At 70.4% G+C, this 24,000-nt stretch carries 17 protein-coding genes; 5 read left to right on the plus strand and 12 right to left on the minus strand.

Annotation, left to right across the window (positions count from 1 at the left end):
- Window positions 1–128: 128 nt before the first annotated feature.
- From FDA94_RS17245 to FDA94_RS17260, 4 genes are read left to right on the plus strand one after another with little or no spacing between them, the layout of a single operon-like run.
- Window positions 129–2,744 carry a LamG domain-containing protein gene (locus FDA94_RS17245; protein ID WP_137248089.1) on the plus strand — a complete coding sequence of 872 codons (2,616 nt, stop codon included), beginning with the start codon at window positions 129–131 and terminating at the stop codon, window positions 2,742–2,744.
- The gene (locus FDA94_RS17250; RefSeq protein WP_137248090.1) at window positions 2,741–8,839 is read left to right on the plus strand and encodes an RHS repeat-associated core domain-containing protein; all 6,099 of its coding nucleotides are present in this window, start codon (window positions 2,741–2,743) and stop codon (window positions 8,837–8,839) included. The genes FDA94_RS17245 and FDA94_RS17250 overlap by 4 nt, the downstream gene beginning before the upstream one ends.
- Window positions 8,840–8,864: 25 nt before the next feature.
- Window positions 8,865–9,134, plus strand: coding sequence for a DUF2087 domain-containing protein (locus FDA94_RS17255; protein WP_137248091.1), 270 nt, complete (start codon window positions 8,865–8,867; stop codon window positions 9,132–9,134).
- A gap of 34 nt (window positions 9,135–9,168) precedes the next feature.
- A complete protein-coding gene (locus FDA94_RS17260) occupies window positions 9,169–10,119 on the plus strand; it encodes a YhjD/YihY/BrkB family envelope integrity protein (protein WP_246059981.1) in 951 nt (316 codons plus the stop codon).
- Here FDA94_RS17260 and FDA94_RS17265 read toward each other — a convergent pair.
- From FDA94_RS17265 to FDA94_RS17320, 12 genes are all read right to left on the minus strand, one after another.
- Window positions 10,037–10,393, minus strand: coding sequence for a hypothetical protein (locus tag FDA94_RS17265; protein ID WP_137248093.1), 357 nt, complete (start codon window positions 10,391–10,393; stop codon window positions 10,037–10,039). The genes FDA94_RS17260 and FDA94_RS17265 overlap by 83 nt on opposite strands.
- Window positions 10,394–10,675: 282 nt before the next feature.
- Window positions 10,676–11,479, minus strand: coding sequence for an SMP-30/gluconolactonase/LRE family protein (locus FDA94_RS17270; RefSeq protein WP_137248094.1), 804 nt, complete (start codon window positions 11,477–11,479; stop codon window positions 10,676–10,678).
- Window positions 11,472–12,398 (minus strand): ABC transporter permease, encoded by a 927-nt coding sequence (locus FDA94_RS17275; protein WP_212735367.1) that lies wholly within the window; start codon window positions 12,396–12,398, stop codon window positions 11,472–11,474. The genes FDA94_RS17270 and FDA94_RS17275 overlap by 8 nt, the downstream gene beginning before the upstream one ends.
- Window positions 12,395–13,321 carry an ABC transporter permease gene (locus tag FDA94_RS17280; protein WP_137248095.1) on the minus strand — a complete coding sequence of 309 codons (927 nt, stop codon included), beginning with the start codon at window positions 13,319–13,321 and terminating at the stop codon, window positions 12,395–12,397. The genes FDA94_RS17275 and FDA94_RS17280 overlap by 4 nt, the downstream gene beginning before the upstream one ends.
- 38 nt (window positions 13,322–13,359) lie before the next feature.
- A complete protein-coding gene (locus tag FDA94_RS17285) occupies window positions 13,360–14,922 on the minus strand; it encodes a sugar ABC transporter ATP-binding protein (protein WP_212735368.1) in 1,563 nt (520 codons plus the stop codon).
- Between the two features lie 5 nt (window positions 14,923–14,927).
- Window positions 14,928–15,620, minus strand: a complete 693-nt coding sequence (locus FDA94_RS17290) for a substrate-binding domain-containing protein (RefSeq protein ID WP_170990990.1) — start codon at window positions 15,618–15,620, stop codon at window positions 14,928–14,930.
- Window positions 15,590–16,009 carry a substrate-binding domain-containing protein gene (locus FDA94_RS41130; protein WP_137248098.1) on the minus strand — a complete coding sequence of 140 codons (420 nt, stop codon included), beginning with the start codon at window positions 16,007–16,009 and terminating at the stop codon, window positions 15,590–15,592. The genes FDA94_RS17290 and FDA94_RS41130 overlap by 31 nt, the downstream gene beginning before the upstream one ends.
- An 86-nt stretch (window positions 16,010–16,095) precedes the next feature.
- Window positions 16,096–17,244: an ROK family transcriptional regulator gene (locus tag FDA94_RS17300; protein WP_137248099.1), complete on the minus strand. Its 1,149-nt coding sequence runs from the start codon at window positions 17,242–17,244 to the stop codon at window positions 16,096–16,098.
- A 195-nt stretch (window positions 17,245–17,439) separates the two neighbouring features.
- Window positions 17,440–18,660, minus strand: coding sequence for a glycoside hydrolase family 16 protein (locus FDA94_RS17305; RefSeq protein WP_137248100.1), 1,221 nt, complete (start codon window positions 18,658–18,660; stop codon window positions 17,440–17,442).
- A gap of 134 nt (window positions 18,661–18,794) precedes the next feature.
- Window positions 18,795–19,124, minus strand: coding sequence for a cupin domain-containing protein (locus FDA94_RS17310; protein ID WP_137248101.1), 330 nt, complete (start codon window positions 19,122–19,124; stop codon window positions 18,795–18,797).
- Window positions 19,124–20,728 (minus strand): arylsulfatase, encoded by a 1,605-nt coding sequence (locus FDA94_RS17315; protein WP_137248102.1) that lies wholly within the window; start codon window positions 20,726–20,728, stop codon window positions 19,124–19,126. Before FDA94_RS17315 ends, FDA94_RS17310 begins: the two co-directional genes overlap by 1 nt.
- Window positions 20,729–20,880: 152 nt before the next feature.
- Window positions 20,881–23,286 (minus strand): M14 family zinc carboxypeptidase, encoded by a 2,406-nt coding sequence (locus tag FDA94_RS17320; RefSeq protein WP_137248103.1) that lies wholly within the window; start codon window positions 23,284–23,286, stop codon window positions 20,881–20,883.
- Window positions 23,287–23,515: 229 nt separating this feature from the next.
- Here FDA94_RS17320 and FDA94_RS17325 point away from each other — a divergent pair, with 229 nt between their 5' ends.
- On the plus strand, window positions 23,516–23,989 hold the full coding sequence (locus tag FDA94_RS17325) for a low molecular weight protein-tyrosine-phosphatase (RefSeq protein ID WP_137248104.1): 474 nt from the start codon (window positions 23,516–23,518) through the stop codon (window positions 23,987–23,989).
- Window positions 23,990–24,000 lie beyond the last annotated feature (11 nt).

The raw sequence follows: 24,000 nt of genomic DNA on the forward strand, positions 1-24,000 counted from the left end.
TCGCCTATACGGCAAAAATACGCCCGTGCCTCATGGTGTGCCTCAGCCCCAGCCATACCTGAGGAGACATCGTGGTGTCCCGATCGCGGACGGCCTCGTTAGCCGTCCTTCTCTCCCTTTCCGCCGTAGTGACGACCCTCGTGGCCACGCCCGCCCCGGCGTCGGCCGTCCCCGTTCCGATCCCCACCGCACCGACGTGCGTCTCGGCCGCCGACAACCCCGACGGAGCCGCCGGGATGGCCGCCCAGTGCGGCACCGAGGTCGAGGTGCTCTCGGAGCGCACCGAGACCAGCCAGGTCTTCGCCCAGCCCGACGGCACGATGGAGGCCGTCACCTCCCTCTTCCCGACCCAGGTCGTCAAGAACGGCGTCTGGACCGACGTCGACACCAACCTGCGCCTGGTCGGCGGGGTGACCCCGGTCGCGACCTCCGCCGACGTGCGCTTCTCCACCGGCGGCGCCGACCCGATGGTGACCCTCACCGAGGGCGCCGCCTCCGTCCGGATCAAGTCGCCGTGGAACCTTCCCGCGCCCACGCTCAACGGGGACACCGCGACCTACGCCGATGTGCTGCCCGGGGTCGACCTGCAGTTGCGGGCCGAACCCGACGGCTTCTCGCAGTTCCTCGTGGTGAACACGCCTGAGGCGGCCGCCAACTCCGAACTCGCCCGGATCGGGTTCCCGGTGGAGGCGTCCGGCGGGGCGTCGATCCGGGAGAACGAGTCGGCCCTGGAGGTCGTCGACGCGGCCGGGAACGTTCTCTTCGCGTCGGGCTCGGCGCTCATGTGGGACGCCGACGGCGCCGGAGACGAGGGCGCCGACAGCGCGCCCGGCCGCACCGCCGAGATGGACGTCGAGGTGAGCGCGCACGAGCTCGTCGTGGTGCCCGACCAGGCCCTGCTGACCGACCCCGGCGCGACCTTCCCGATCTACATCGACCCGGCGTTCAGCAAGCCCAGCATGGGCGGCAACTGGACCCACACCAACAGCTGCTCGCCCGGCACCAGCTTCTACACCAGCTACCGCAGCGAGCTGCGGGTCGGCCGCCAGTGGAACACCTCGTGCAAGTGGCGGGCCTACATGCGGTTCGACACCGCCCAGCTGGCCGGCGCGACGATCCAGGCCGCCGAGTTCGCGGTGACCGCCGACCACGTCGCCAACTGCGCGGGCGCCAACACCAACCTGCTGTTCCGCAACAACATCTCCGCGATGAACACCGCGACCTGGAACAGCACCAGCAGCGGCAACGTGCAGACCATCGGCACCGAGAAGTTCGACGCCAACGAGTCGAGCTGCCCCTCGGGCGACCAGAAGAAGGTGTACGACGACGGCAGCGCCAGGGTGCTGGAAGGCCGGATGCAGAGCCAGGCCAACGCCCGCGCCTCGCAGACCACCTTCGCGCTCATCTCCTCGGACGAGGGCGACCACATGGGGTGGAGCAACTTCATCCCCGGCTCGGTGGCGCTGATCATCACGTACAACCACACCCCGACGACGCCGACCTCGCTGAAGATCACCACCGACTGCGGCATCTCCTGCGCCTGGGTCCGCTCGGGCACGCCCACGCTGTCGGCGGTCGCCGCCGACCCCAACGGCGGCACCCTGTCCCGGGTCGAGTTCGAGGTGTACGACCGCGCCCGCAGCAGCCGCAAGGCCGCCTCGGGCTCGGCCGTCTCCAACCGCACCTCGGGTCAGGCCGCGCCGTGGAAGGTCACCCCGGCGCTGCCCGAAGGGGCCTACTCCTGGCGGGTCCGGGGCTGTGACGCCTACGTCTGCGGCGGCTGGGGCGGCTGGTTCGACTTCACCGTCGACACCACCGCGCCCACCAACGTGAGCGTGACCTCGGCGGAGTACCCGCCCGCGAGCGACGGCACCTGGAACGGCGCCGCCGGCCAGGCGGGCACGTTCGCGATCGGCGCGTCCGGGGCCAACCGCTTCGAGCTGACCCTCAACGGCGTGAACAAGGGCTGGGTGAACACCACCGGCGACGTCTGGACCGGCTCGCTGACCCCCGACCGCGACGGCGTCAACCTGCTCACCGCCCGCGCCGCCGACGCGGCCGGCAACGTCGCGGGCAGCCCGTTCACCTACGAGTTCCTGGTCCGCCCGGTCCCGGCCAAGGCCATCGGGTGGGGATTCAACGAGGCGTCCGGCACCACCGCCGCCTCCGACCCCGCCGGGACCACGCTCGACAGCAAGGCCGGTCCGGCCGCCCGCACCGCCGGCAGGAGCGGCGGCTACGCCCTCAATCTCGACGGCGCGTCGGCGTGGGCGTCCACCCAGCCGGTCGTCGACACCAAGACGCCCTTCACCGTGACCGCCCTGGTGAAGCTGAACTCCACCACCGTGAGCGGCCCGATCACGGCCGTCTCCTCCCACGGCGCGACCGGCTCGGGCTTCCGCCTCGGCTACCGCTCCGAGGGCTGGTGCTTCTCCATGTACGCCGCCGACGGCGGCGCCGAGACCAAGGCCTGCTCCACCGAGTCGGTCGGCACCGGCTGGACCCACCTGGCCGGCGTCTACGACGGCACCCGCCTGCGGATCTACGTCAACGGCCTGAACTGGGAGGAGGCCGACCAGGTGCCCTTCACCTCGACGTGGTCGGCGACCCAGGGCTGGTCGGTCGGCCGCGCCAAGGACGCCGGCGCCCTCACGCAGTACTGGACCGGCGCCGTCGACAGGGTGGGCGCCTACCAGAAGGCACTGACCCAGAGTGAGATCGTCACGGACGGAGCCAAGGGATGAGGAAACCGGCCGCGTTACTGATCGCCCTCGTACTGTCGGGGGCCGGAATCGTCAGCGGGGGGACGGCCAACGCCCTCGCCGACTGGGAGCCCCCGGTCCCGGTCGACGTCACCCCCGTCCCCGTCGAGGACAACACGCGGCGCACCGTCGCCGAGACGGCCCAGCCGCCCCGGGTCAAGGGACCCTCGACCATCGTCTGGCCGGCCGACACCGCCGCCCAGATCACCCCCGGCGCGCGGGCCGTCTCGGGCCAGGCGGTCACGGTCGCCGCGGCCTCCTCGGTGGGGCGGGTCGGGGTCCGGGTGTACGGCCGCGCCGCCGCCGAGACCGCCGGGATCAGCGGCGTCATGATGTCGGTGGCCCGCAGCGACGGCCAGAAGTCGACCGGCACGGTCGGCGTCAACCTCGACTACTCCCAATTCGCCGGCGCCTACGGCGGCGACTGGGCCAGCCGCCTGCGGCTCGTCCAGCTCCCGGCCTGCGCTCTGACCACCCCCGGCGCGAAGGGCTGCGGCCTGGACGCCGCCGTCCCCGTGGACGCCAGGAACGACGCCGCGACGCAGACCCTCACGGCCGACGTCGCCCTCCCGGCCGGCGGCGCGCCCCAGCTGCTGGCGGCCGCGGCCGCCCCGGCGGGGCCGAACGGCGACTACAAGGCGACGTCGCTGACCCCGGCCTCGACGTGGCAGGTGTCGCAGCAGACCGGCGCGTTCTCGTGGAAGTACCCGATCAAGAGCCCGCCCGCCGTCGGGGGCCCGTCGCCCTCGCTGGCCTTCTCGTACTCGTCGCAGGCGGTCGACGGCAAGACCTCGGGCCAGAACGGGCAGGGGTCGTGGGTCGGCGACGGCTGGGACATGTGGACCGGCTTCATCGAGCGGACGTACAAGAGCTGTCTCGACGACACCAAGGCGGTCGGCGGCAAGGACCCGAACAACAAGGACAAGAAGACCGGCGACCAGTGCTGGTGGAAGCCCAACGCCACCATGAGCCTGAACGGCAGCTCGACGGAGCTGATCGACCTGGGCGGCGGCAAGTGGAAGGGCACCGGCGACGACGGCTCCCGCGTCGAGCTGCTCCCGGACGCCTCCAACGGCGTCTACAACGGTGAGCACTGGAAGGTCACCACGATCGACGGCACCCAGTACTTCTTCGGGCGCCGCACCGACTCGGCCTGGACCACCCAGGTGTACGGCAACCACCCCGGCGACCCCGGCTACGAGTCCGGCGACTTCGCCGGCAGCCGCGAGACCCAGGCCTGGCGCTGGAACCTCGACTACGTGGTCGACCCGCACGGCAACACGATGACGCTGAACTACGGCAAGGAGACCGGCGCCTACGGCCGCGAGTTCGACGCCGACAAGCGCCAGACCTACGATCGCGGCGGCTACCTGACCACGATCGACTACGGCACCCGCACCGACCAGTCGACCGCCTCCTCGCGGATCGCGTTCGAGGTGGCCGACCGCTGCCTGGCCGGCGCGACCTGCTTCGACTCGGGCGGCAAGGCGGTCGCGGCGTCGTGGCCGGACGTGCCGTGGGACCAGTACTGCCGCGACAAGTGCACCGAGCAGATGTCGCCCACGTTCTGGACGCAGAAGCGGCTGGCCGTGGTGCGCGCCCAGGTGCGCGACGGCAGCGGCTTCCGCACCGTGGAGTCGTGGACGCTGAAGCACTCGTGGCTCAACGCGGGGGTCAGCCAGAACGAGGGCGTGCCCATGTGGCTCGACTCGATCACCCACGCGGGTTCGGGCATCAAGGGCGGCGCGACGGTCACCGACCCCGCCGTCACGTTCTCGCCCGGCGCCGACCCGTTCCCCAACCGGGTCGACGGCGCCGACGACGGCCGGACCGCGCTCAACCGCTTCCGGATCGTCTCGATCACCACCGAGACCGGCGCCCAGATCGGCGTCACCTACCTGCCGAGCGACTGCACCCGCAGCTCCCTGCCCTCGGTCCACTCCAACGGCAAGCGCTGCTTCCCGCAGTGGGCGACGCAGGACGGCACCGATCCGACCCTCGACTGGTTCAACAAGTACGTGGTCAAGCGCATCGACCTGTACGACAACGGCGGCGGCTTCACCCACGAGCAGACCAACTACGACTACCTCGACACCCCGATGTGGAAGTACGACGACAGCGAGCTCGTCGAGGAGAAGAAGCGCACCTGGGGCCAGTGGCGCGGCTACGGCCACGTCCGGGTCAGGGTCGGCCTGGAGACCGGGCCGCAGTCGGTCACCGAGTACCGCTACTTCCGCGGCATGGACGGCGACAAGCAGCCCGACGACAAGGTCCGCGACGTCTGGGTGAAGGACAGCCTCGACGGCACCGGCGACGCCCACTCCAAGCGCATCGAGGACCACGACGCCTACCAGGGCCAGCTGCGCGAGCAGACCACCTTCGACGGCGTCGGCGGCCAGTGGATCAGCGGCAAGCTCACCGAGCCCGGCTTCACCCAGACCGGCGCGTCGGGGGCGCTCAAGGCGTACATGGTGCACACGCCGGTGCAGCTGACCCGCACCCGGCTCGCCGACGGCCGGACCCAGTGGTCGAAGGTGCTGACCAAGGTCAACGCCGAGAACCTGCCGACCGAGGTCAGCGACCTCGGCGACGAGTCCACGGCGGCCGACGACCAGTGCACCAAGACGTCCTACGTCCACAACGGCACCCTGTGGATCAAGGACAAGGTGCTCCAGACCGACCAGTACGGCGTCGCCTGCTCCGTCACCCCCGCCGTCCCCGGCGACGTGATCATGCAGGAGCGCAACTACTACGACGACGCGACCAAGCCGCTCGGCACCGCGCCGACCCGCGGCCTGGTGGTCAAGGAGGAGGAGCTCAAGGGCTGGAGCGGCGCCACCCCGCAGTGGTTCGCGGTCACCACCACCACCTACGACGCCAACGGGCGCGCGACCTCGGCCACCGACTCCCTGAACCGGACGACCAAGACCCAGTACATCCCGGACAAGGCCGGTCCGGTCACCGAGGTGAAGACGACCAACGCGCTCGACCACACGGCCTCCTCGCTGATGGAGGCGGCCTGGCAGGTGCCGACCACCATCACCGACGCGGGCGGGCGCAAGACCGAGCTCGAGTACGACGGCGCGGGCCGGCTGACCAAGGTGTGGCTGCCGGGCCGCACCAGGAGCCAGGACGCCAACCTCCTGTACGCCTACAAGGTGCGCAACACCGCGCCGTCGGTCACCACCACGAAGAAGCTGCTCCCCGACGGCACCGGGCGCTACCAGACCTCGACCGTGCTGTTCGACGCGCTGCTGCGCCAGCGTCAGGCGCAGAGCCAGGCGGTCGGCGGCGGCCGGGTCATCGCCGACACCGTCTACGACTCGCGCGGCCTGGTCGAGTGGACCTCCGAGCCCTACTACCACGACACCGCCGGGCCGGGTGAGGCCATCGCGGTGCCGACCAAGGCGATCCCCTCGGTCACCGCCAACACCTACGACGGCGCGGGCCGGGTCACCAAGGCCGAGTTCAAGGCCTACGGCGTGACCAAGTGGGCGACCACGACGGCGTACACCGGGACGGGCACGGTCGTCACCCCGCCGATCGGCGGGACCAAGACCGAGACCGTCCAGGACGCCAGGGGCCGGACCGTCGAACTGCGCCAGTTCCACTCGTTCACGGCGGCCACCTACGACCGGACCCTGTACACCTACACCGACAAGGGCGACCTGGCGACCATCACCGACCAGGCCGGGAACGTCTGGCGCAACACCTACGACGTGCGCGGCAACAAGATCAAGCTGGAGGACCCCGACAAGGGCGTCAGCGAGCAGACCTTCGACACGACCGGGCAGCTCACCAGCGTCAAGGACGCGCGGGGAGAGGTCCTCGCGTACACCTACGACCCGCTGGGCCGCAAGACCGCGCTGCGGGAGGACTCGGCGACCGGCCCGCTGCGCTCCGAGTGGCTGTACGACACCGCCCCCGGCGGCCTCGGCAAGCCCGCCGGCTCGATCAGGTACAACGGCGCCGCCAAGTACTCGACCCTGATCAGCGGCTACGACACCGGCGGCTACGCCACCGGCATGACGGTCACCCTGCCCTCCGAGACGGGCGCGCTGGCCCGGACGTACGAGTACAAGACCACCTACAAGCAGGACGGCCAGCCCGCCTCGCTGACCCTGCCGGCCGTCGGCAACCTGCCCGAGGAGAAGCTCGAGTACGGCTACAACGCGGTCGGCAAGCAGTCGTACATCAAGAGCGGCGTGCAGATCTACGTCAACGACACCGTCTACAACCAGATCGGCGGGCGCATCCAGCGCATCCTCGGTCAGGACGACAAGCGGGTCTGGCAGACCGACACCTGGGACGAGCCCACCGGCCGCCTGGTGACCAGCTCGACGACCCCGGAGCTGAAGAACCAGACGGCCAACTTCAACTACGAGTACGACCAGATGGGCTCGGTCATCAAGGTCAGCGACCGGCCGAACGGCGGCCAGCAGGCCGACCACCAGTGCTTCACCACCGACCACCTGCGCCGCATGACCGAGGCCTGGACCCCCGCCGGCGGGAACTGCGACCCGGCCGCCCGTTCGGCCACCACGCTCGGCGGCCCGGCGCCCTATTGGCACAGCTACGCGTACACGACCACCGGCAGCCGGGACACCGAGACCTGGCGCACCGCCACCACCACGACGATCCGCGACTTCGTCCAGCCCGCCCAGGGCGGCGCGGCCGGCAGCAAGCCGCACGCCGTGACCCGGGTCGACAAGTCCACCGGCGGCTCGGACACCTACGCCTACGACGAGGCCGGCAACATGAACAGCCGGACCGTCAACGGCGCCGCCACCACCCTCACCTGGGACGCGGAAGGTGATCTGGCCACCACCGTCCAGAACGGCCAGTCCACCTCCTACCTGTACGACACCGAGGGCGCCCGCCTGATCCGCAAGGAGCCCGGCTCCATCACCGCCTACCTGCCGCACGGCCAGGAGGTGAAGGCGGTCGGCACCGCGGTGACCGGCACCCGCTACTACATGCAGGGCGACGACACCGTCGCGGTGCGGACCGGGACCGGCCTCACCGGCCTGCTGTGGCTGACCCAGGACCACCACAACACGGCCGAGGCGATGATCAAGGCCGCGGACCTGTCGGCCACCCGCAAGCGCAGCCTTCCCTTCGGCGCCCAGCGCGGCGCCAACCCGGCCTTCTGGGCGGGGGAGAAGGGCTTCGTCGGCGGTACGAACGACCCCACGGGCCTGGTCAACATCGGGGCCCGCGACTACGACCCGCTGCTCGGCGCCTTCATCAGCGTCGACCCGGTCATCGACCCGCTCGACCCGCAGCAGATGCACGGCTACAGCTACTCCAACGGCAACCCGCTGACCTTCACCGACCCCGACGGCCTGCTGTTCGGGATCAAGAAGCCGGAGTGGATGAACAAGGTCACCAACGTGGCGAAGGCGGTCGCCACCACCGTGGCCAGCCCCGTCGTCAGCGCGGCCAAGGGCACCGGGAAGTTCCTCTGGGAGCACTCCGGCAAGATCTCCGCGGTCACCGGGTACGCGGCGATGGCCGCCGCGATGATCCCCGGCGGCCAGCCGTTCGCGGCGGTGCTCGGGGCGGTCTCCACCGTGACCGGCATCATCGACACGGTGAAGTCGTGCAAGGAGGGCAAGAAGGTCGACTGCGCCGTGGGCGCGGCCGGGCTCGTGCCGGTCGTCGGCAAGGCGCTCGCCAACGGCCCCGCCAAGAACGCCGCCAAGAAGGCGATCAGAGAGGCGGACGCAAAGATCCAGGCCAGAAGACAGGACGTCACCATCGACGAGGCCGTCATGGGGCACGCCAAACCCGGCATGAACGTCGACGTCGAGGCCGAGCGGCTCTACCAGAACCGCCTCAAGATGATCCAGGCCCAGAAGGACCGCGAACGGGCGCTCGCGGCGCAGGCCAGGGCCCGCGCCCGGGACCGGTCGTGGGACACCTGGGGCACCGCGATGAACGTCGAGAACGGCTACAACGAGGTCTGCAAGGGCTACCGCATCTGCCACGAGCGGGAGGTCTTCGTCCCGGCGGTCGTCAAGACGGTGACGAGCCCGCCCCGGCGGTTCCGCATTCCGCCGCAGTTCCTCTGGTAACCGGGAGCCGCCCTACGATCGAGGCATGAGTGCCGAGATCAGCCGAGAAGTCATCGAAAGGTTCCTGGTCGGGGGCCGCCTGGTGCAGATGCCCGCGAAACACGCGGTGCGCCTGGCGGTCCTCGACCGCGTCGCCCAGTCGTTCGAGATCGGCGTGCGCTACTCCGAGAAGGAGGTCAACGAGGTCCTCGCCGGTTTCTTCGACGACTACGCCGCCCTGCGCCGCTACCTCATCGATAATGACCTGTTGTCCAGGGAGGACGGGGTCTACTGGCGCAGTGGCGGCACCGTCTGAAACACCGCTTCACGGGTAATAAGGGGCCATGCGGGTGAGTCGATGGAATGGCCTCCGCCTGTCTGATCTCCGGCGCCGTCCCTGGCTCGACCACCACGTCCGCGCGGTCCTGCGGTTCGACCAGGCCGACGGCGGCCGCCTGTCGGCGGGCATGACCTACTACGCCTTCTTCGCGATCTTCGCCCTGGCCCTGCTCGCCTTCGTGATCATGGGTCACGTCTGGGACACCCCGGGCGCGCTGACCCAGGTCGCCGACTACCTGGCCGACACCTTCCCCCGCCTCGACGTCGCGGCCCTGCGCGACGCCCGCGACACGGCGGGCTGGATCGCCCTGTTCGGTCTCCCGCTGACCGGCCTGTTCTGGGTCGACTCGATGCGGTCGTCCAGCCGGGCCGTGTGGGGCCTGAACGAATATCCGGGCCGGTTCCTCACCCGCTGGCTCATCGACCTGGGCGTGCTGGCGGCACTGGGCCTGCTGCTCGCGGCGTCGCTGGCGCTGTCGTTCGGCGCGCAGTCGGCACTGCTGTGGGTGACCGGCCACACCGTCGGCCCCGACGCCCCGGCGGCCCGCTTCGCCCTCCAGGCAGCCGCGTTCGGCCTGGGCTTCGCGGTCAACCTGCTGCTGTCGGCCGCGCTGCTGACACTGGCGCCGAGGCTGCGCCTGTCGCCGCGCCGGGTGATCGGCCCCGCCCTGATCATCACGGTCGGGCTCGAGGTGCTGAAGTCGGCGGGGCAGCTCTACTTCAACCTGAGCTCGTCGAACCCGGCGTACACAGTGGTGGCCGGCGCGGTCGGCATGCTGCTGTTCCTGAAACTCCTGAACGTCCTGATCCTGTACGCCGCCGCCCACGCCGCCACCAGCGGCCACGGCACCGTGGTCGACCTCGCGACGGGCCTGCACGTCAGGCCAGCCGCATCCAGCCCGGACCACGCTGCACCCATCCGGCCCGATTCGTCCGGATCCCTCTCGACGCCAGCTCAGTGATCAGCCGCCGGGGATCCCGGGGCGTGACCGACGGGACGATCCGGGCGCCCACGTCGATCCAGAGGGCCATCCGGCGGCGGGGACGATCACGGTCGAGGTTGTACCAGTGCACGAAGTCACCGGTGCCCCACAGCCGCCAGCTCCCATGGGGCAGCGGGACCGCGTTGACCGCCCTGATGGCCCTCAGGGCGATGCTCTTATCGCCGCCCCAGAGGTAATACGTCCTGATGATCAGCTCGGTGTCCGTGCAGGTCACCAGTCCGTCGTCGTACATAATCCGAACATATACCCAGGTCAACCGGGGGGACGCCCCCCGAACCCCCCGCTGTCAGGGGCTCCGCCCCCTCACGCTCCCCCCGGCCCGCTTCGCGGTCCCGACGTCGCTCCGCTCCGGGGTCGCTGCCGCTCCCGTGCGAAGGGCTCCCTGGACAGGCCTCGCTCCGCTCGGTTCGGTCTCGCTTCGCTCGTCAGGTTGCTCGCCTCGCTCGAAACGGCGCGTGGTGGTCGGACCGGCCGGCCCGGCCACTGCTCACCTTCAGGTCGTGGGGCCGTGCGGTCAGCCCAGGAAGGAATGAGCCGCGAGCCCCCTCGTGCCGGGGTCGGCCAGCAGCACCTGGCCGGAGAGGGGGCGGTCTACTTTCGCCGTGGTGATCGCCAGAACGTCGAGGTCGGGCCCCGCGAAGGCGCATCTCGTCGGCCGCTCGACCGGCACCTTGACGATCCGGTCGATCGTGCCGTCGGGGGCGTACCGGACGACCCGGGAGCCGTCCCACTTGCAGTTCCAGACGCCGCCCTCGGCGTCGACGGCCAGGCCGTCGGGGAAGCAGTCGTCGTCGGTGGCGAAGATCCGGCTCCCGTTCTCCGTGTACGCCGTGATCCGCCTGGCGGTGGAGTCGACGTGGTAGAGGGTGCTGCCGTCCGGGCTGAAGGCGGGGCCGTTGCTGCAGGTGACTCCGCCGAAGATCTTCTCTACGGTGAGGTCGGGGTTCAGGCGGTAGAAGGCGCCGGTCGGGTCCTTCTCGGCCAGGTTCATCGAACCGAACCAGAACCTGCCCTGAGCGTCGACGGCACCGTCGTTCAGCCGGTTCTCCTCGGCGTTCTCGACCTCGGCGACGCTTTCGACGGTGCCCTCGTCGATGTCGGCGAAGGCGATGGTGTGGCGGAGTGTGGCCACCAGGCCTTTGCCGCGCAGTGCGACCGCGCCGACCGGGCCCGGGGTGTCGAGGACGGCCGTGTCGCCGCCGGTCCAGGGTTTGGCGTAGATGCGGTGGCCGAGGATGTCGACCCAGTAGAGGCGTTCGCCGTCCCAGAGGGCGCTCTCGCCCAGCGCGCAGGGGATGTCGCTGAAGACGTCAATCATGGGCCCTCTCCCGGCCGTAGGCGAACAGGATGGCCAGGATGACCAGGCCGTAGATCATGAGGCGGCCGTGTTCGGGCACCTGCTGGGCCCGCAGCACCGTCGTGACGGCCACCAGGGTCAGCGACCCGGCGACGACGCCCAGGTAGTGGCCCCGCCCGCCGAGGATCGACACCCCGCCGACGACGACGGCGGCGATCGACTCGAACAGGTAGGGATCCCCGAGGCCCAGCGACGCCTGCCCGCCGTAGCCGACCAGCATGATGCCCGCCAGGGCGGCGAACCCGCCCGACAGCGTGTAGAGGGCGACCGTCACCCCCTTCACCCCGACCCCGGAGAGGTAGGCGGCCCGGGGGTTGGCGCCGGTGGCGTACACCCGCCGCCCGAAGGTGGTCAGGGTCAGCAGGACCGTCACGAACAGTGCGGCGCCCAGCCAGACCAGCAGCGCGGCCGGGACGGTGCCGGCGAACAGGTCCCGGAGCGGCTGCGGGGCGTAGTGCCCGCACTCGCCGCAGGTCAGGCCCTGGGACACGCCCAGTGTCAGTCCCTGCATGACGCCGTTCATGCCCAGCGTCATGACGACCGCCGGGACCCCGAGCCAGGCGACGCCCAGCCCGTTGACCAGCCCGGCCAGGAGCCCCGCGCCGATCGCCAGCGCCAGCGCGAGGGGCAGTCGGTCCGCCATGCCTAGCCCGGTCGTGGTCAGCACGATCGCCGCCGCGTTGAGCACCCACGGGATCGACAGGTCGATGCCGCCGACCAGGACGACCAGCATCTGTCCCGCCGCGACGAACCCGGTGAAGCTCGCGACGACCAGGACGGCGCGCAGGCCCGGCCAGGAGGCGAAGCCGGGAGACAGCACGGCCCCCAGCAGCAGCACGACCGCCGCGACGGCGGCGGCGTATCCGACGCGGCGGTTCACGCGGACCTCCGGCGGGCGAGCAGCGCGGCCCCGGTCCCGAGCAGCACCGCGACGACCAGGAACAATCCCTGGAAGAGCGACTGGTAGAGGGGGTCGATCCCGGCGAAGAACAGCACGTCGATGACGAGCGTGAGCGCGACCGCCCCCGCCACCGCGCCCATGGCGCTGCCCTTCCCTCCGGTGAACGCGACCCCGCCGACGACGACGGAGGCGATGGACGTGAGGATGAACGGCGCCCCGGCGTTGGCGTCCCCGGCCGTCGTCGTGGCGACGTAGAACACGGCCGCCGCGGCCGAGCACAGGCCCGAGAGCGCGTAGACCTTCGCTTTCACCCGCTCGACCGGGACGCCGACCGCGCGGGCGGCGGTCTCGTCACTGCCGACGGCGTAGACGCGCATCCCGAACCTGGTCCGGCGCAGCACCCACCATCCCGCGACGGCCAGCGCCAGCCAGCCGAGGCCGGTGGGGGCGTTCGGGTTGGACAGGACCGCCCTGACCTCCGGCGCGATCGACCCGCCCGGGACGGGGAGCACCCAGAGGGCGGCCCCGGTGTAGACGGAGAGCGTGGCCAGGGTGGTGAGGATGGGCGCGATCCGCCCGTACGCCACGACCAGCCCGTTGACCAGACCGCAGAGGGTGCCCAGGAGCAGGACCGCCAGGATCCACCCGGGGGTTCCCCCGGTGGCGGCGGTGATCGCGACGCAGAGGCTTACCACCCCGCCGACCGACAGGTCGATGCCGCCGGTGAGCACGACGAGACTCTGCCCGAGGGCGACCAGGACCAGGGGCATCGTGGTGTTGAGGATGGCCAGGTAGTCGAACGAACCGGGCGGGCGGCCCAGGCTGGTGGTGTAGACGGCGAAGTAGGCGAGCGCGGTGGCGGCCAGCACGACGTAGCCGAGGCGGTCCTGGAGGTCACGCACGGCGGGCACCTCGTCTCCGGGATCGGCGGAGTCCTCGCTCAGGCATCGGCGGGCTCCCTGATCGAGGCGGCCACGATGGTCTCCGCGTCGCCGACGGGGCCGGGGAGTTCGGTCACGACGCGGCCCTCGCGGAGGACCAGGACGCGGTGGCACAGGCCGGCGATCTCCTCCGTCTCGCTGGAGTAGAAGAGGACCGCCTTGCCGTCGCGGGCCAGGTCGGCGATGAGGTGGTAGATGTCGTGCTTGGTGGCGGCGTCGACGCCCCTGGTGACGTCGTACAGGAGGAAGACGTCGGCGTCGGTGAGCAGCCAGCGGGCCATCACGGTCTTCTGCTGGTTGCCGCCGGACAGCGTGCCGGCCGCCTGGGAGGTCGAGCGCCCGGCGCCGATGGCCAGTGTCGCCGCGATGCCGGAGATCGCGGCCTTCTCCGCCTGGTGCCGGATGAACCCGGCGCGGGAACGCCGGGCCAGCGTGGCGAGCGCGATGTTGTCCCGGATCGACAGGTGCAGCAGCAGCCCTTCGGCCTTCCGGTCTTCGGGCACATAGGCGATCCCGGCCCGGATCGCGTCCTTGGGCTGCCGCGCCGACCAGCGCTCCATGCGGGCAGCGAACCTGTGGGACGAACGCCCCGGCCCCGCCGTTGCGGGAGCGGACTCCGGGTTCACGGATGGGCTGTCCGGTCCGGCTGTCGTGCCCGGCTCTCGGCCGGCGTGGGTGTTCCGGGTGACCGACAGGCGGCCCGCCGTGGGTTTCCCCGCGCCGAACAGGGTCAGGAAGAGGTCGCGCTGGCCCTGGCCCGCCAGGCCGCCGATGCCCAGGATCTCGCCCTTTCTCAGGTCGAACGACACGTCGCGCAGTCGTCCGCTGGTCAGGCCGGTCACGGTCAGGGCGCTCTCTCCCGGCACGATTGCCGAAATTTCGGGATAGGTCGCTCCCAGCGTCCGTCCCGTCATCAAGGTGATCGCCTCCTCTTCCGTCATCCGGTCGCGGGTCGCCACGTTCGTCCCGTTGCGGAAGACGGTTACGCGGTCGGCCAGGCGTTCGATCTCGCGCCAGCGGTGTGAGGTGAAGATGACGCACGCCCCGGCGTCCCGCAGGCGGCGCATGTGCCCGGCGAGCCAGTCGACCTCCCGTTCCGCCAGGGCCGCCGTCGGTTCGTCGAGGAAGACCACGTCGGGTTCGGAGGCCAGCACCCGCACGAGTTCGACCATCTGTCTCTGCGAGACGGGCAGGTCGCGGGCGGGGGAGCCGGGGTCGATGCCGGTGGCCCCGTACCGGGAGAGCACCAGGCCCGCCTCGTGGCGGAGGCGGCCGCGGCGGACCAGGCCGAGCCGCCCCCGGGGCGGGGCGGCGAGCAGCAGGTTCTCCGCGACGGTCAGGTCGGGGAGCAGGGAGAGCTCCTGGAAGGCGGTCGCGATCCGTCCGTCGACCGCGACGGTGCCGGTGTCGGCGCGGATGGCGCCGCAGAGCACCTTGATGAGGGTGCTCTTGCCGGCGCCGTTCTCCCCGGCCAGGGCGTGGATCTCCCCGGGACGCGCCGCGAAGGACGCGTCCCGGAGGGCCTGGACGCCGCCGAACGCGCGGCCGACCCCCGTGGCCATGACGGTCATGGGGTGCCGAGCTTGACGGAGAGGGTCGCGCCGGGGCAGGGGGTGCCGTCGGTCGCGGCCTGCTGGCACAGGACCAGGATCGCGTTCGGGCCCGAGTCGGTGAAGTCGGCGAAGAAGCTGTCGGGCAGGTCGGGGAAGACCGTCTCACCCGGGGTCAGCGCCGAGCCGGTCACGACCGGGAACGGGATCGTCAGGTTCGCCTTCTCGCGCTCCTTCTTGATGACCGCCCGCGCCAGCTCCAGCGCGACCACCGACAGGTAGGGCGGCTGGCCGATCGACATGCCGGTCACCTGCGGAGTGAGGGTCCCGGCCATGTACTTGCGGAAGCCGTTCTCGGCCTCCCCGCCGAACACCGGCATCTCGCGCTTGGCGTCGGCGAACGCCTTGATGACGCCGTCGGTGCCGCCCGACACCCACACGCCGTCGACCTCCGGCAGGCTCGGGAGTTGCGCGGCCGTGACCCGCTGGGCGGTCGCCGAGTCCCACATGCCGCTGTACTCGGCCACCACCTTGATCCCGGGATTGGCCGCGAACACCTCCTTGGCGCCCTTGTTGCGGTCGCTGTCGGCGCCGGTCCCGGCCACGCCGGTGACCATGACCACGTTGCCGGCGCCGCCGAGCTGGTCGACGATGAACTGCGCCAGCTGCCGGCCGAACTTCACCTGGTCGGTGTGACCGTGACGCCGCACGGGTGATCGACCGTGTTGTCGAAGGACACCACCGTGATCCCCCGGTCGCAGGCCTGCTGCACGACCCCGTTGAGCCCGCTCGTCGAGGCCGCGTTGATCACGATGCCGTCGACGCCCTGCGAGATCAGGTTGGAGATCTGCCGCGACTGCGTCGACACGTCGTTGCCGGCGTTGAAGACGCTGCACTCGACCTGGTCCTTGTACGGCGGCATCGCGCACGCCGCCTTGAACACGTTCTCCATCTCGACCCGCCACTGGTTCCCGATGAACGAGTTGGACAGGGCGATCTTCAGCTTCCCTCCGGGGGCCGACGCGGGCGGCTCGGCCGCCGTCCCGCAGGCCGTCGCCAGCACCAGCACGATGAGCATGCCGAGGCGAGGTAAATTCATGACTGCTCCACTTTTTGTGTCGCCGCCACGGGCCCACCCCGTGGCGTGAAAGGCCCGGCTCCCGGCGGCAACCGTGAGCCGGGCCGTCACCTGTCGGGCAGCGGGAACCTCTCGTCGTCCCGCAGCACGACGGCGGCGGCGCCCAAGACGACCACCACGTCCTGATCGAGCTCGCCGACGATGAAGGGCGGCAGCACCTCCCCGGCGTGGATGGCCCGGCGGGCCATGGACTCCCGCAGCGGCCCCAGCAGGATCTCCCCGGCGGGCGCGAGGTTCCCGCCCAGGACGATCAGCTCGGGGTCGAGCAGGTTGTAGAGGTTGGCCGCGGCCAGCCCGATGTGCCGGCCCGCGTCGGCGATGACCCGGCGGCAACCGAGATCCCCACCGCGCGCGAGCGTGATGACCTCGGCGATGGACAGTTCGCGTCCATGGCTCCGGCGCAGGTTGAGGGAGATCGACGCGGCGTTGGCCAGCGTGTTGAGGCAGCCACGGCCGCCGCACTCGCAGATCTCGCCGTTCTCGTCGATCGTGGTGTGGCCGAGCTCCCCGGCGGTGCCGTTGGCCCCGGCGTACAGGGATCCGTTGAGGATGAAGCCGACGCCGATGCCGGCGGCGGAGTAGACGTAGGCGACGTCCCGCAGCCCGCGCGCCGCGCCCCAGGTCGCCTCCGCGACGGCGGCGAGGTTGGCGTCGTTGTCGACGGCGATCGGCAGCTTCAGCGCCTCGGCGGCGGTGACGTAGGGGTTGACGTCCACCCACGGTTTGAGCGTGGTGGCCCGCCCGTTGCGCCCGGTGCCGCGCTGGATCGGCCCCGGGATAGCGATCCCGACTCCGAGCACGTCGTCGCGCGACCGCCCGCCGAGCAGCCGGTCGACCAGCTCGGCCACCACGACCAGCGTCTCTTCCGGGCCGGTACGCTCGTCGACCGCGACCGCGTCATGGGCGAGCAGCCGCCGCGACAGATCGCAGACCGCCGCCCGGACCACCCCGTTGGCGATCTCGACCCCCACCGCGACCCCGAGGGCGGGGGAGAGCGAGATGAGCTGCGCCGGCCGCCCGGCGCCCCTGGCCGGCCCGCCGGCCTCGGTGACCAGCCCCGCGCCGACGAGCTCGTCGACGACCGCGGTGACGGTCGACCGTGAGAGCCCGATGCCGGCCAGTTCCCGGCGCGACAACGGACCGCGCTCACGCAGCGCGCGGATGACGCGGGTGCGGTTGGCGGTCCGCCGGGACATGGTTCACCCCCTCACAGAGAACGCTCTCTCGGAGTGAACCGAGTATCAGACCGGTGCCGAAAACCGTCAATACTCACCCGGCTACAGCGGCCATCACGACTGAATTACGCCTGAAAAACGCATAATCCGGGTTCCGAACACAAGAAGAGAGGACATCCGGGTCGCGGATGCCCTCTCTTCTTTCATGCGTGGACGTTACGAGCGCGACCACTTCTGGTTGGAGGCGCCCGTGCAGTCCCACAGCTGGAGCTGTGCTCCGTTGGCGGTGTTGCGGCCGACGATGTCGACGCACCTGTTGGCGGCGACGTTCACCAGGTCACCCGCGCCCGACAGGGTGAACCGCTGGGCGGCGGTGCCGTTGCACGTGTAGAGCTGGATCGGGGTGCCGTTCGCGGTGCCGGCCGCGGCGGCGTCCATGCACTTGCCCATCGCGCGGACGGTGCCGTCGGAGTTGATCGACCACTGCTGGGCGGCGGTGCCGTTGCAGTCGTACATCTGCAGTCTGGCGGCGTCGACCGGGTTGGCGGCGGGGATGTCGACGCACTTGCTGTTCAGGGCGGAGCGGAGGTTGCTGCCCGTGCCGCCTCCGCCGTCGGGCTGCCAGGCCGAGACGCGGACGTAGTCGATCAGCATGGTCTGCGGGAACTGGGTGGTGCCGTCGGGGTAGCCGGGCCAGTAGCCGCCGACCGCCACGTTCAGGATCATGAAGAACGGGTGGTCGAACACCCAGGCGTTGCCGCGCAGGCTGGAGGGGGTGACGCGGAAGTACTCCGAGCCGTCGAGGTACCAGATGATCAGGTTGGGCGACCAGTCGACGCGGTAGGTGTGGAAGGCGTCGGCGAGCGGGGCGCCGATCGTCCGGTTCCCGCCGACCGCCGTGCCGCCGAAGTAGCCCGGTCCGTGGACGGTGCCGTAGACCGTGTTGGGCTGGTTGCCGACGTTCTCCAGGATGTCGATCTCACCGCCGTTGGGCCAGGTGCCGCCGCCCAGCATCCAGAACGCCGGCCAGATGCCCTGCCCCCTCGGGATCTTGATCCGCGCCTCGAACCGGCCGTACGCCTGCGTGAACCGGTCGGCCGTGAGGATGCGGCCGGAGGTGTACTGGCAGGTCCCGTAGTGGCACTGGAGGTTCGACGGGTTCTCCCGCCGGGCCGTGATCGCGAGGTTGCCCGCACCGTCGTGGTAAACGTTGCGCGTCGAGTTCGTGTAGTACTGCTGCTCGTTGTTGCCCCAGCCGCCGCCGCCGATGTCGAACTTCCACTTGGACCCGTCGATCGACGTGCCCGCCGCGGCGTTGAACTCGTCAGACCAGGTCACGGGGCCGATGGCGGCATGGGCCTGCGGCATGGCCACCAGCCCGCTGAGGAGAGTGGCGGCCGCGGTTAAGACGGCTAGGAGCAGCCGGGGTCGGCGCATGGAGTCCTCCGGTCGTGCTTCATGGCTTAAATTAAGAGGATGTAACACCCCTGTCACTTGGGTTGTCAATAGGAAAGTTTCCTAATTGATCTAGGTAGGGTCCAGAGCGGGCGGCCCGGTGACGGGCGGCCGGGTCACTCGCTCTGGGGGCCGCGCGATCCGTAGGCGGGGCCGAAGACCACGAGCAGCGTCAGGTCCTCCGTCACGTCGACGAAGCGGTGGTCTTCGCCAGCCGGGACGAAGATGACCGCGCCCGGTCCGACCTCCGCGTCGCCCGTCGGGGTCACGATGCGGGCGCGGCCCGTCGTCACCACGTAGATCTCGTCTTCGGTGTGGGGGCTCTGGTCGTCGACGCCGCCCGCCGGGATGCAGTAGGTGCCCACCGACAGGTCGGGGGTGCGGAGCTGCTCGGTCCAGTCGCCGTCCGCGCCGGCCCACACGCCGGCGCCCTCGATGATCCGCATCAGTGGGGGGCCTTCTGGACCTTGGTCCGGAAGTGGATCTCCTCGCCGGCCGCGATGAAGCGGGCGTGCGCGACCTTGCCCTTCTTCGGGAACGTCGCCACGAACGACTCGGCCTTGATCAGGCGCTCCTGGCCGACGCTCTTGGCGTCGTCGTCGTCGAGGTAGAGGCGGACCTTGGTCCAGGGGCCCGCCGAGCCGTTGGCCAGCGAGACCACCACGCCGCCGGCCTCCTCGCGGGCCGACAGGCCGTAGGGGATGCGGGGGTCGGCGCCGATGGACTCGTCGAGCAGGGCGTTGAGCTCCTCGACCAGCTTCGGGTGGCGGTCGGCCACGTTGTGGCGTTCGCCCCGATCGCCGCGCAGGTCGTAGAGCTCGTCGCGGCCCTCCGGGCCGGCGCCCGCGATGTTCGGGTCGAAGCGGATCAGCTTCCAGTGACCGCGCCGGATCGCCTGCATCTTGCGCGGCCGGTTCCAGATCAGGTACGGGTGGCCGGCGTAACGGCCACCGGTCAGGACGCCGAGGAACGAGCGGCCGTCGAGATGGGCCGGGGCGGGGAGACCGGCGACGTCGGCCACGGTCGGCAGGATGTCCCACAACGCCACCGGGTCTTCGACGACCTTCGGGGTGAACGACGGGCTGTAGGCGATCATCGGGACGCGGATGCCGCCGTCGTACAGCTGACGTTTGACGCCCCGGTAGGGGCCGTTGGAGTTGAAGATGTTCGGGTCGACGCCCTTCTCGTGATGCGGGCCGTTGTCGGCCGTGAAGATCACGATGGTGTCGTCGGCCACGCCCGCCTGGCGGAGGGCCTGCAGGATGTCGCCCACGTGGGCGTCGAGCCGGGTCACCTGGGCGGCGTGGCGGCGGTTGGCCTTGGTCCACGGCATGTCGGCGTACTGGCCCGCGTCGCCCGGGATCTCGCTCGGCGAGTGGGGCAGGATCGTGGCGAACTGGAGCAGGAACGGCTTTCCGTCCTTCGCCGACTCCTTGATGAATTTGACCGCGCGGTCGCGGAGGAAGTCGGGGCTGTACGTCGCCCCGTCGAAGGCGACCATCTCGCGGTTGTGCCACAGGTACGTCGGCCAGTACTGGTGGGCGTGGATGTGTGTGATGTAGCCGTAGAACTCGTCGTAGCCGCGCACGTTGGGGTGGGAGTCCTGGTCGGGCTGCTCGGGCCCGAAGCCCCACTTGCCGATGAGCGCGGTGCGGTATCCGGCCAGCCGCGCGACCTCGGCGAAGGTCAGGTCGCCCGGGTTCAGCGCGCGCTGCGGGCCCCCCTCGGGGTTCTCGCGGACCGTTCCGTGCCCGGTGTGCAGGCCGGTGAGCAGGGAGCAGCGGGAGGGCGCGCAGAGCGAGGAGCCCGCGAAGGCGTTGCGGAAGCGCACGCCCTGGGCCGCCATGCGGTCGAGGTTCGGCGTCGCGATGATGCGCTGGCCGTAGGGACCGATCTCGCTCACGCCCAGGTCGTCGGCGAGGATCAGGACGATGTTGCGCGGAGCGCGGGCACGTGCCTCCGCCGTCTGGGCCATGCTCGCGGAGGCCAGACCCGCGGCGAACATCCCGCCGGTGCCCGCGAGGAATCCTCGCCTGGTAGTGGACAGCATTGATCCTTGGCTTCTGGTGAGGGCAGGGGCGGCCGGAATGCGGCCCGCCGTGCTGGAACGTACCGGATCTGATCTTTTCACGCCAGCTGTCGGAAAACTCTCATGAACGGCGACGGCCGCCGGGCGGGCCCGGCGGCCGTCTGGTGTCCAGGTCAGCCGACCTTGACGACCTTGGAGCTGTAGTTGCCCGTGCCGGTGGCCGGGTCGTAGTTGCGCTCCACGTTCCCGGCGATGTCGACCGAGAACCAGTTCACGGTGGTGTTCTTGTCGACCGTGATGTGCTGCGCGCCCTCGCGCATGCCGGCCTGCTCCAGCTTGGTGCTGTTCAGGTTCGGCTTGCTGCCGTCGAGGGTGTAGTAGAGGTTGGCCGCCTCGTTCACCGAGAAGGTGAAGGTCGCGGTGCCCGGACCGCTCGACACCTTGACCAGGCTGGAGGTGGGCCGCTTGCCGTCGTCGGCGAACTCGCTCGCGACCTTCAGGATGGCGATCTGGCCGTTGGCGAACTCCATGGCCTCCTGGTGCCCTTCGGCGAACGGCGGCTGGAAGCCGACGGGCTCGAAGCGCTTGGTCGTCGGGTTCCAGAGGTCGGCGCCGACCTCGAAGTCCCAGCCGATGATGCCGCGGTTGTACCAGTGCTCGTCGGCGCTGTTGCCGGCGGCCGAGTAGAGCACGTCCGGGACGGGGCCGGTGCGGCCCGGCCAGATGCCCGTGCCACGCCAGGCCTGGACGGCCGACAGGATCTCGGACGAGGCGTCCCAGAAGTAGTTCTCGGTGCCGAAGTCGACGCGCGGCAGCAGCTCACGGCCGGCCGCCTTGTAGGCGCCCGGAGGCCACATGAAGTAGCCGCCGTACGAGTGGGTGTTCATCGCGAACTTGATGTTCGGGAACTGGTGGGTCAGCCAGACCTCGTTCTTGGCCTCCGGCTCCGACAGCTCCGCCGGGCCGGCGTAGGTGTCGCTGGTGCAGGAGGACGAGGCGCCGCTGTAGCCGTCGGTGAGCGAACCGACGGAGAAGTTGCGGTTGAGGTCCACACCCCACGAGTTGCGGCGGCCGGGGTCGCCGTTGTTCTCGGGGCAGTGGTTGGTCATGTTGCGGCGCATCGAGTTGAAGTCGTAGAAGCTGTAGTGCGCGCCGTCGGGGTTGGTGACCGGCAGGACGAAGATGTCGAGGTCGTCGACCAGGTCCTTGGTGGCGCGGTCGTGCGCGTAGTTGCGCAGCAGCCGCTCGGCGGTCTCCAGGCAGGTGATCGGGGTCACCCACTCGCGGGCGTGCTCCTGGCAGTACAGGAAGACACCGGTCTTCGAGCCGTCGCGGTCGCGGCCGATCCGGATCGCCTTCGTCTGGAAGGGCTCGCGCGAGATGTTCGCCGGGGCCTTGAGGCCGTCGGTCAGCGCCGTCACCGCGGCGGTGGGCGCCACGGCGGCGCCGGTGTTGGTGCGGTAGAGGCTGGCCTTCACCAGGGTCGCGGCGGGCGCGCTGGCGTTGACGGCGTCCACGACCTGCTTGGTGGTGCTGTTCACCGCGCCGGCGGCGTCGGTGCCGAGGCTGACCGAGATCGCCTTGGCGTTCACCGCGACGGAGAGCGGGCTGTTCGCGCTGCCGGGGTTGGTCAGCGCGAACGTGATGTCGTTGCCGCCCTCGTGGCCGTACACCTTGGAGCTCACGTAGAACGCGGACGCGCCGGTGCCGCCGAACTGCGCCTGGGCCAGCCGGCGGTAGCCGTTGGTCTTGTTGGGCAGGTCGACGATCTCGGAGATCTTCGGGAACTCGGCGGCGAGGCCGACGATGCGGTCGGTGATCTCCGTCGGGTCCATGTAGTGGTCGATGAAGTCCGAGACGTAGTGGGGGCTGGGCGCCTTCTGCGGCGCGCCGAGCCACTCCTTCACGTCGACCGTGACGGTGCCGCCGCGGTTGCTGGAGATCGTCACCTTCGAGGGAGCGGTGTTGATCGGCAGCGGCGAGTTGAAGCGGTGGTACATGTACTGACCGGCGTCGGTGAAGCGGCTCATCGTGGCGGTGCCGCCCGAACCGGGCTCGGTGCCCGGCCCGTTGTCCCAGCTCACGGTGAGCACGGTCTCGGCGTCCACGGCGCTCGACTTGACCTCGACCGACAGGAAGCGCTGGTTGCCGGTGTTGGTGAACCACTCCGAGCGCAGCACGGTCAGCTTGTCGCTGTCGGCCGCCTCGGCCGCGGCGATCCGCGCGAGCGCCTGGCGCCGCTGCGCCTGGTTCTCGGCGACGTCGCTCTGGTCGGAGATGGTGCCACGCAGGTCGAAGCCCTGGTCGCGGAGCGCCTGGGCCTCCTCCGGGCTGAGCACCGCGTGGACCTCGAGGCCCTCTTCGGTGGGCTTCTTGTACTCGGCGAGGTCGACGCCCATGTCGTTCAGGCGGTCGACGGCCGCCTGGTCGGGAACGATGATGCGAATCAGCGCGACACCGTTCTGGGTGCCGGACGGCTGCCGGTCCGCGGGAACCGCGCTGACCGGTGGCACCGGGTCGGCGAGGCTCGGCAGCGGGCTGAGCACCAGGGCGATGGGGATGGCGAGGCCGACCGCCAATTGGCGGCTCCTCCTTCGGGGAACGATCCTCACTGAAGTTCCTCCAGGTGAGCGTGCCTGCCAGGCGAGGTTCTACCGGGCGGGAGAGGGCACGCAAAGTATTTTTGAAGTCTTCGCCCATAAGATGATCACCGTCAAGGTGTCGAAACAACCGATTTGGGAAGTTTCGATAACTAAATGGTCTATACGGACATTGAGTGACAAAACGCTCAGGTATAGGCTTCGCGTCGTGGTCTTTCGCGTGACGTTCGTCTGCACCGGCAACATCTGCCGCTCCCCGATGGCCGAGCACATCCTCCGCCGCCGCCTCGAAGACGCGGGCCTCGACGTCGAGGTCGACAGCTCCGGCACCCAGGGCTGGCACATCGGCAAACCCGCCGACCACCGCACGATCGCGGCCCTGCGCCGGGCCGGATACACCAGCGCCCACAGCGCCCGCCAGTTCCGCGCCCTGTGGTTCGGCCGGTACGACCTGATCATCGCCCTCGACGGCGGACACCTGCGCGACCTGCGCTCGATGGCCCCGAGCGAGGCCGACCGGGAGAAAGTCCGGCTGCTCCGCGAATTCGACCCCGACGCCGATTCCCCGGACGTCGCCGACCCTTATTACGGCGGCCGGGCCGACTTCGAGAAATGCCGCGACCACATCGAGGCGGCGGCGCCCGGTCTCGTCGCGGAGATAAAAACCCGGCTGACCTCGTAGTCCGCCGGAAA

This window comes from Herbidospora galbida (genome assembly GCF_005233835.1).
In the GTDB taxonomy this organism is placed as follows: domain Bacteria; phylum Actinomycetota; class Actinomycetes; order Streptosporangiales; family Streptosporangiaceae; genus Herbidospora; species Herbidospora galbida.

Coding starts and splice junctions, on each gene's coding strand:
- FDA94_RS17270 (WP_137248094.1), bottom strand. CDS start 11,479: ATGATTGACGTCTTCAGCGACATCCCCTGCGCGCTGGGCGAGAGCGCC.
- FDA94_RS17285 (WP_212735368.1), bottom strand. CDS start 14,922: ATGGCCACGGGGGTCGGCCGCGCGTTCGGCGGCGTCCAGGCCCTCCGG.
- FDA94_RS41130 (WP_137248098.1), bottom strand. CDS start 16,009: ATGAATTTACCTCGCCTCGGCATGCTCATCGTGCTGGTGCTGGCGACG.
- FDA94_RS17250 (WP_137248090.1), top strand. CDS start 2,741: ATGAGGAAACCGGCCGCGTTACTGATCGCCCTCGTACTGTCGGGGGCC.
- FDA94_RS17310 (WP_137248101.1), bottom strand. CDS start 19,124: ATGCGGATCATCGAGGGCGCCGGCGTGTGGGCCGGCGCGGACGGCGAC.
- FDA94_RS17300 (WP_137248099.1), bottom strand. CDS start 17,244: ATGTCCCGGCGGACCGCCAACCGCACCCGCGTCATCCGCGCGCTGCGT.
- FDA94_RS17265 (WP_137248093.1), bottom strand. CDS start 10,393: ATGTACGACGACGGACTGGTGACCTGCACGGACACCGAGCTGATCATC.
- FDA94_RS17315 (WP_137248102.1), bottom strand. CDS start 20,728: ATGCTGTCCACTACCAGGCGAGGATTCCTCGCGGGCACCGGCGGGATG.
- FDA94_RS17305 (WP_137248100.1), bottom strand. CDS start 18,660: ATGCGCCGACCCCGGCTGCTCCTAGCCGTCTTAACCGCGGCCGCCACT.
- FDA94_RS17255 (WP_137248091.1), top strand. CDS start 8,865: ATGAGTGCCGAGATCAGCCGAGAAGTCATCGAAAGGTTCCTGGTCGGG.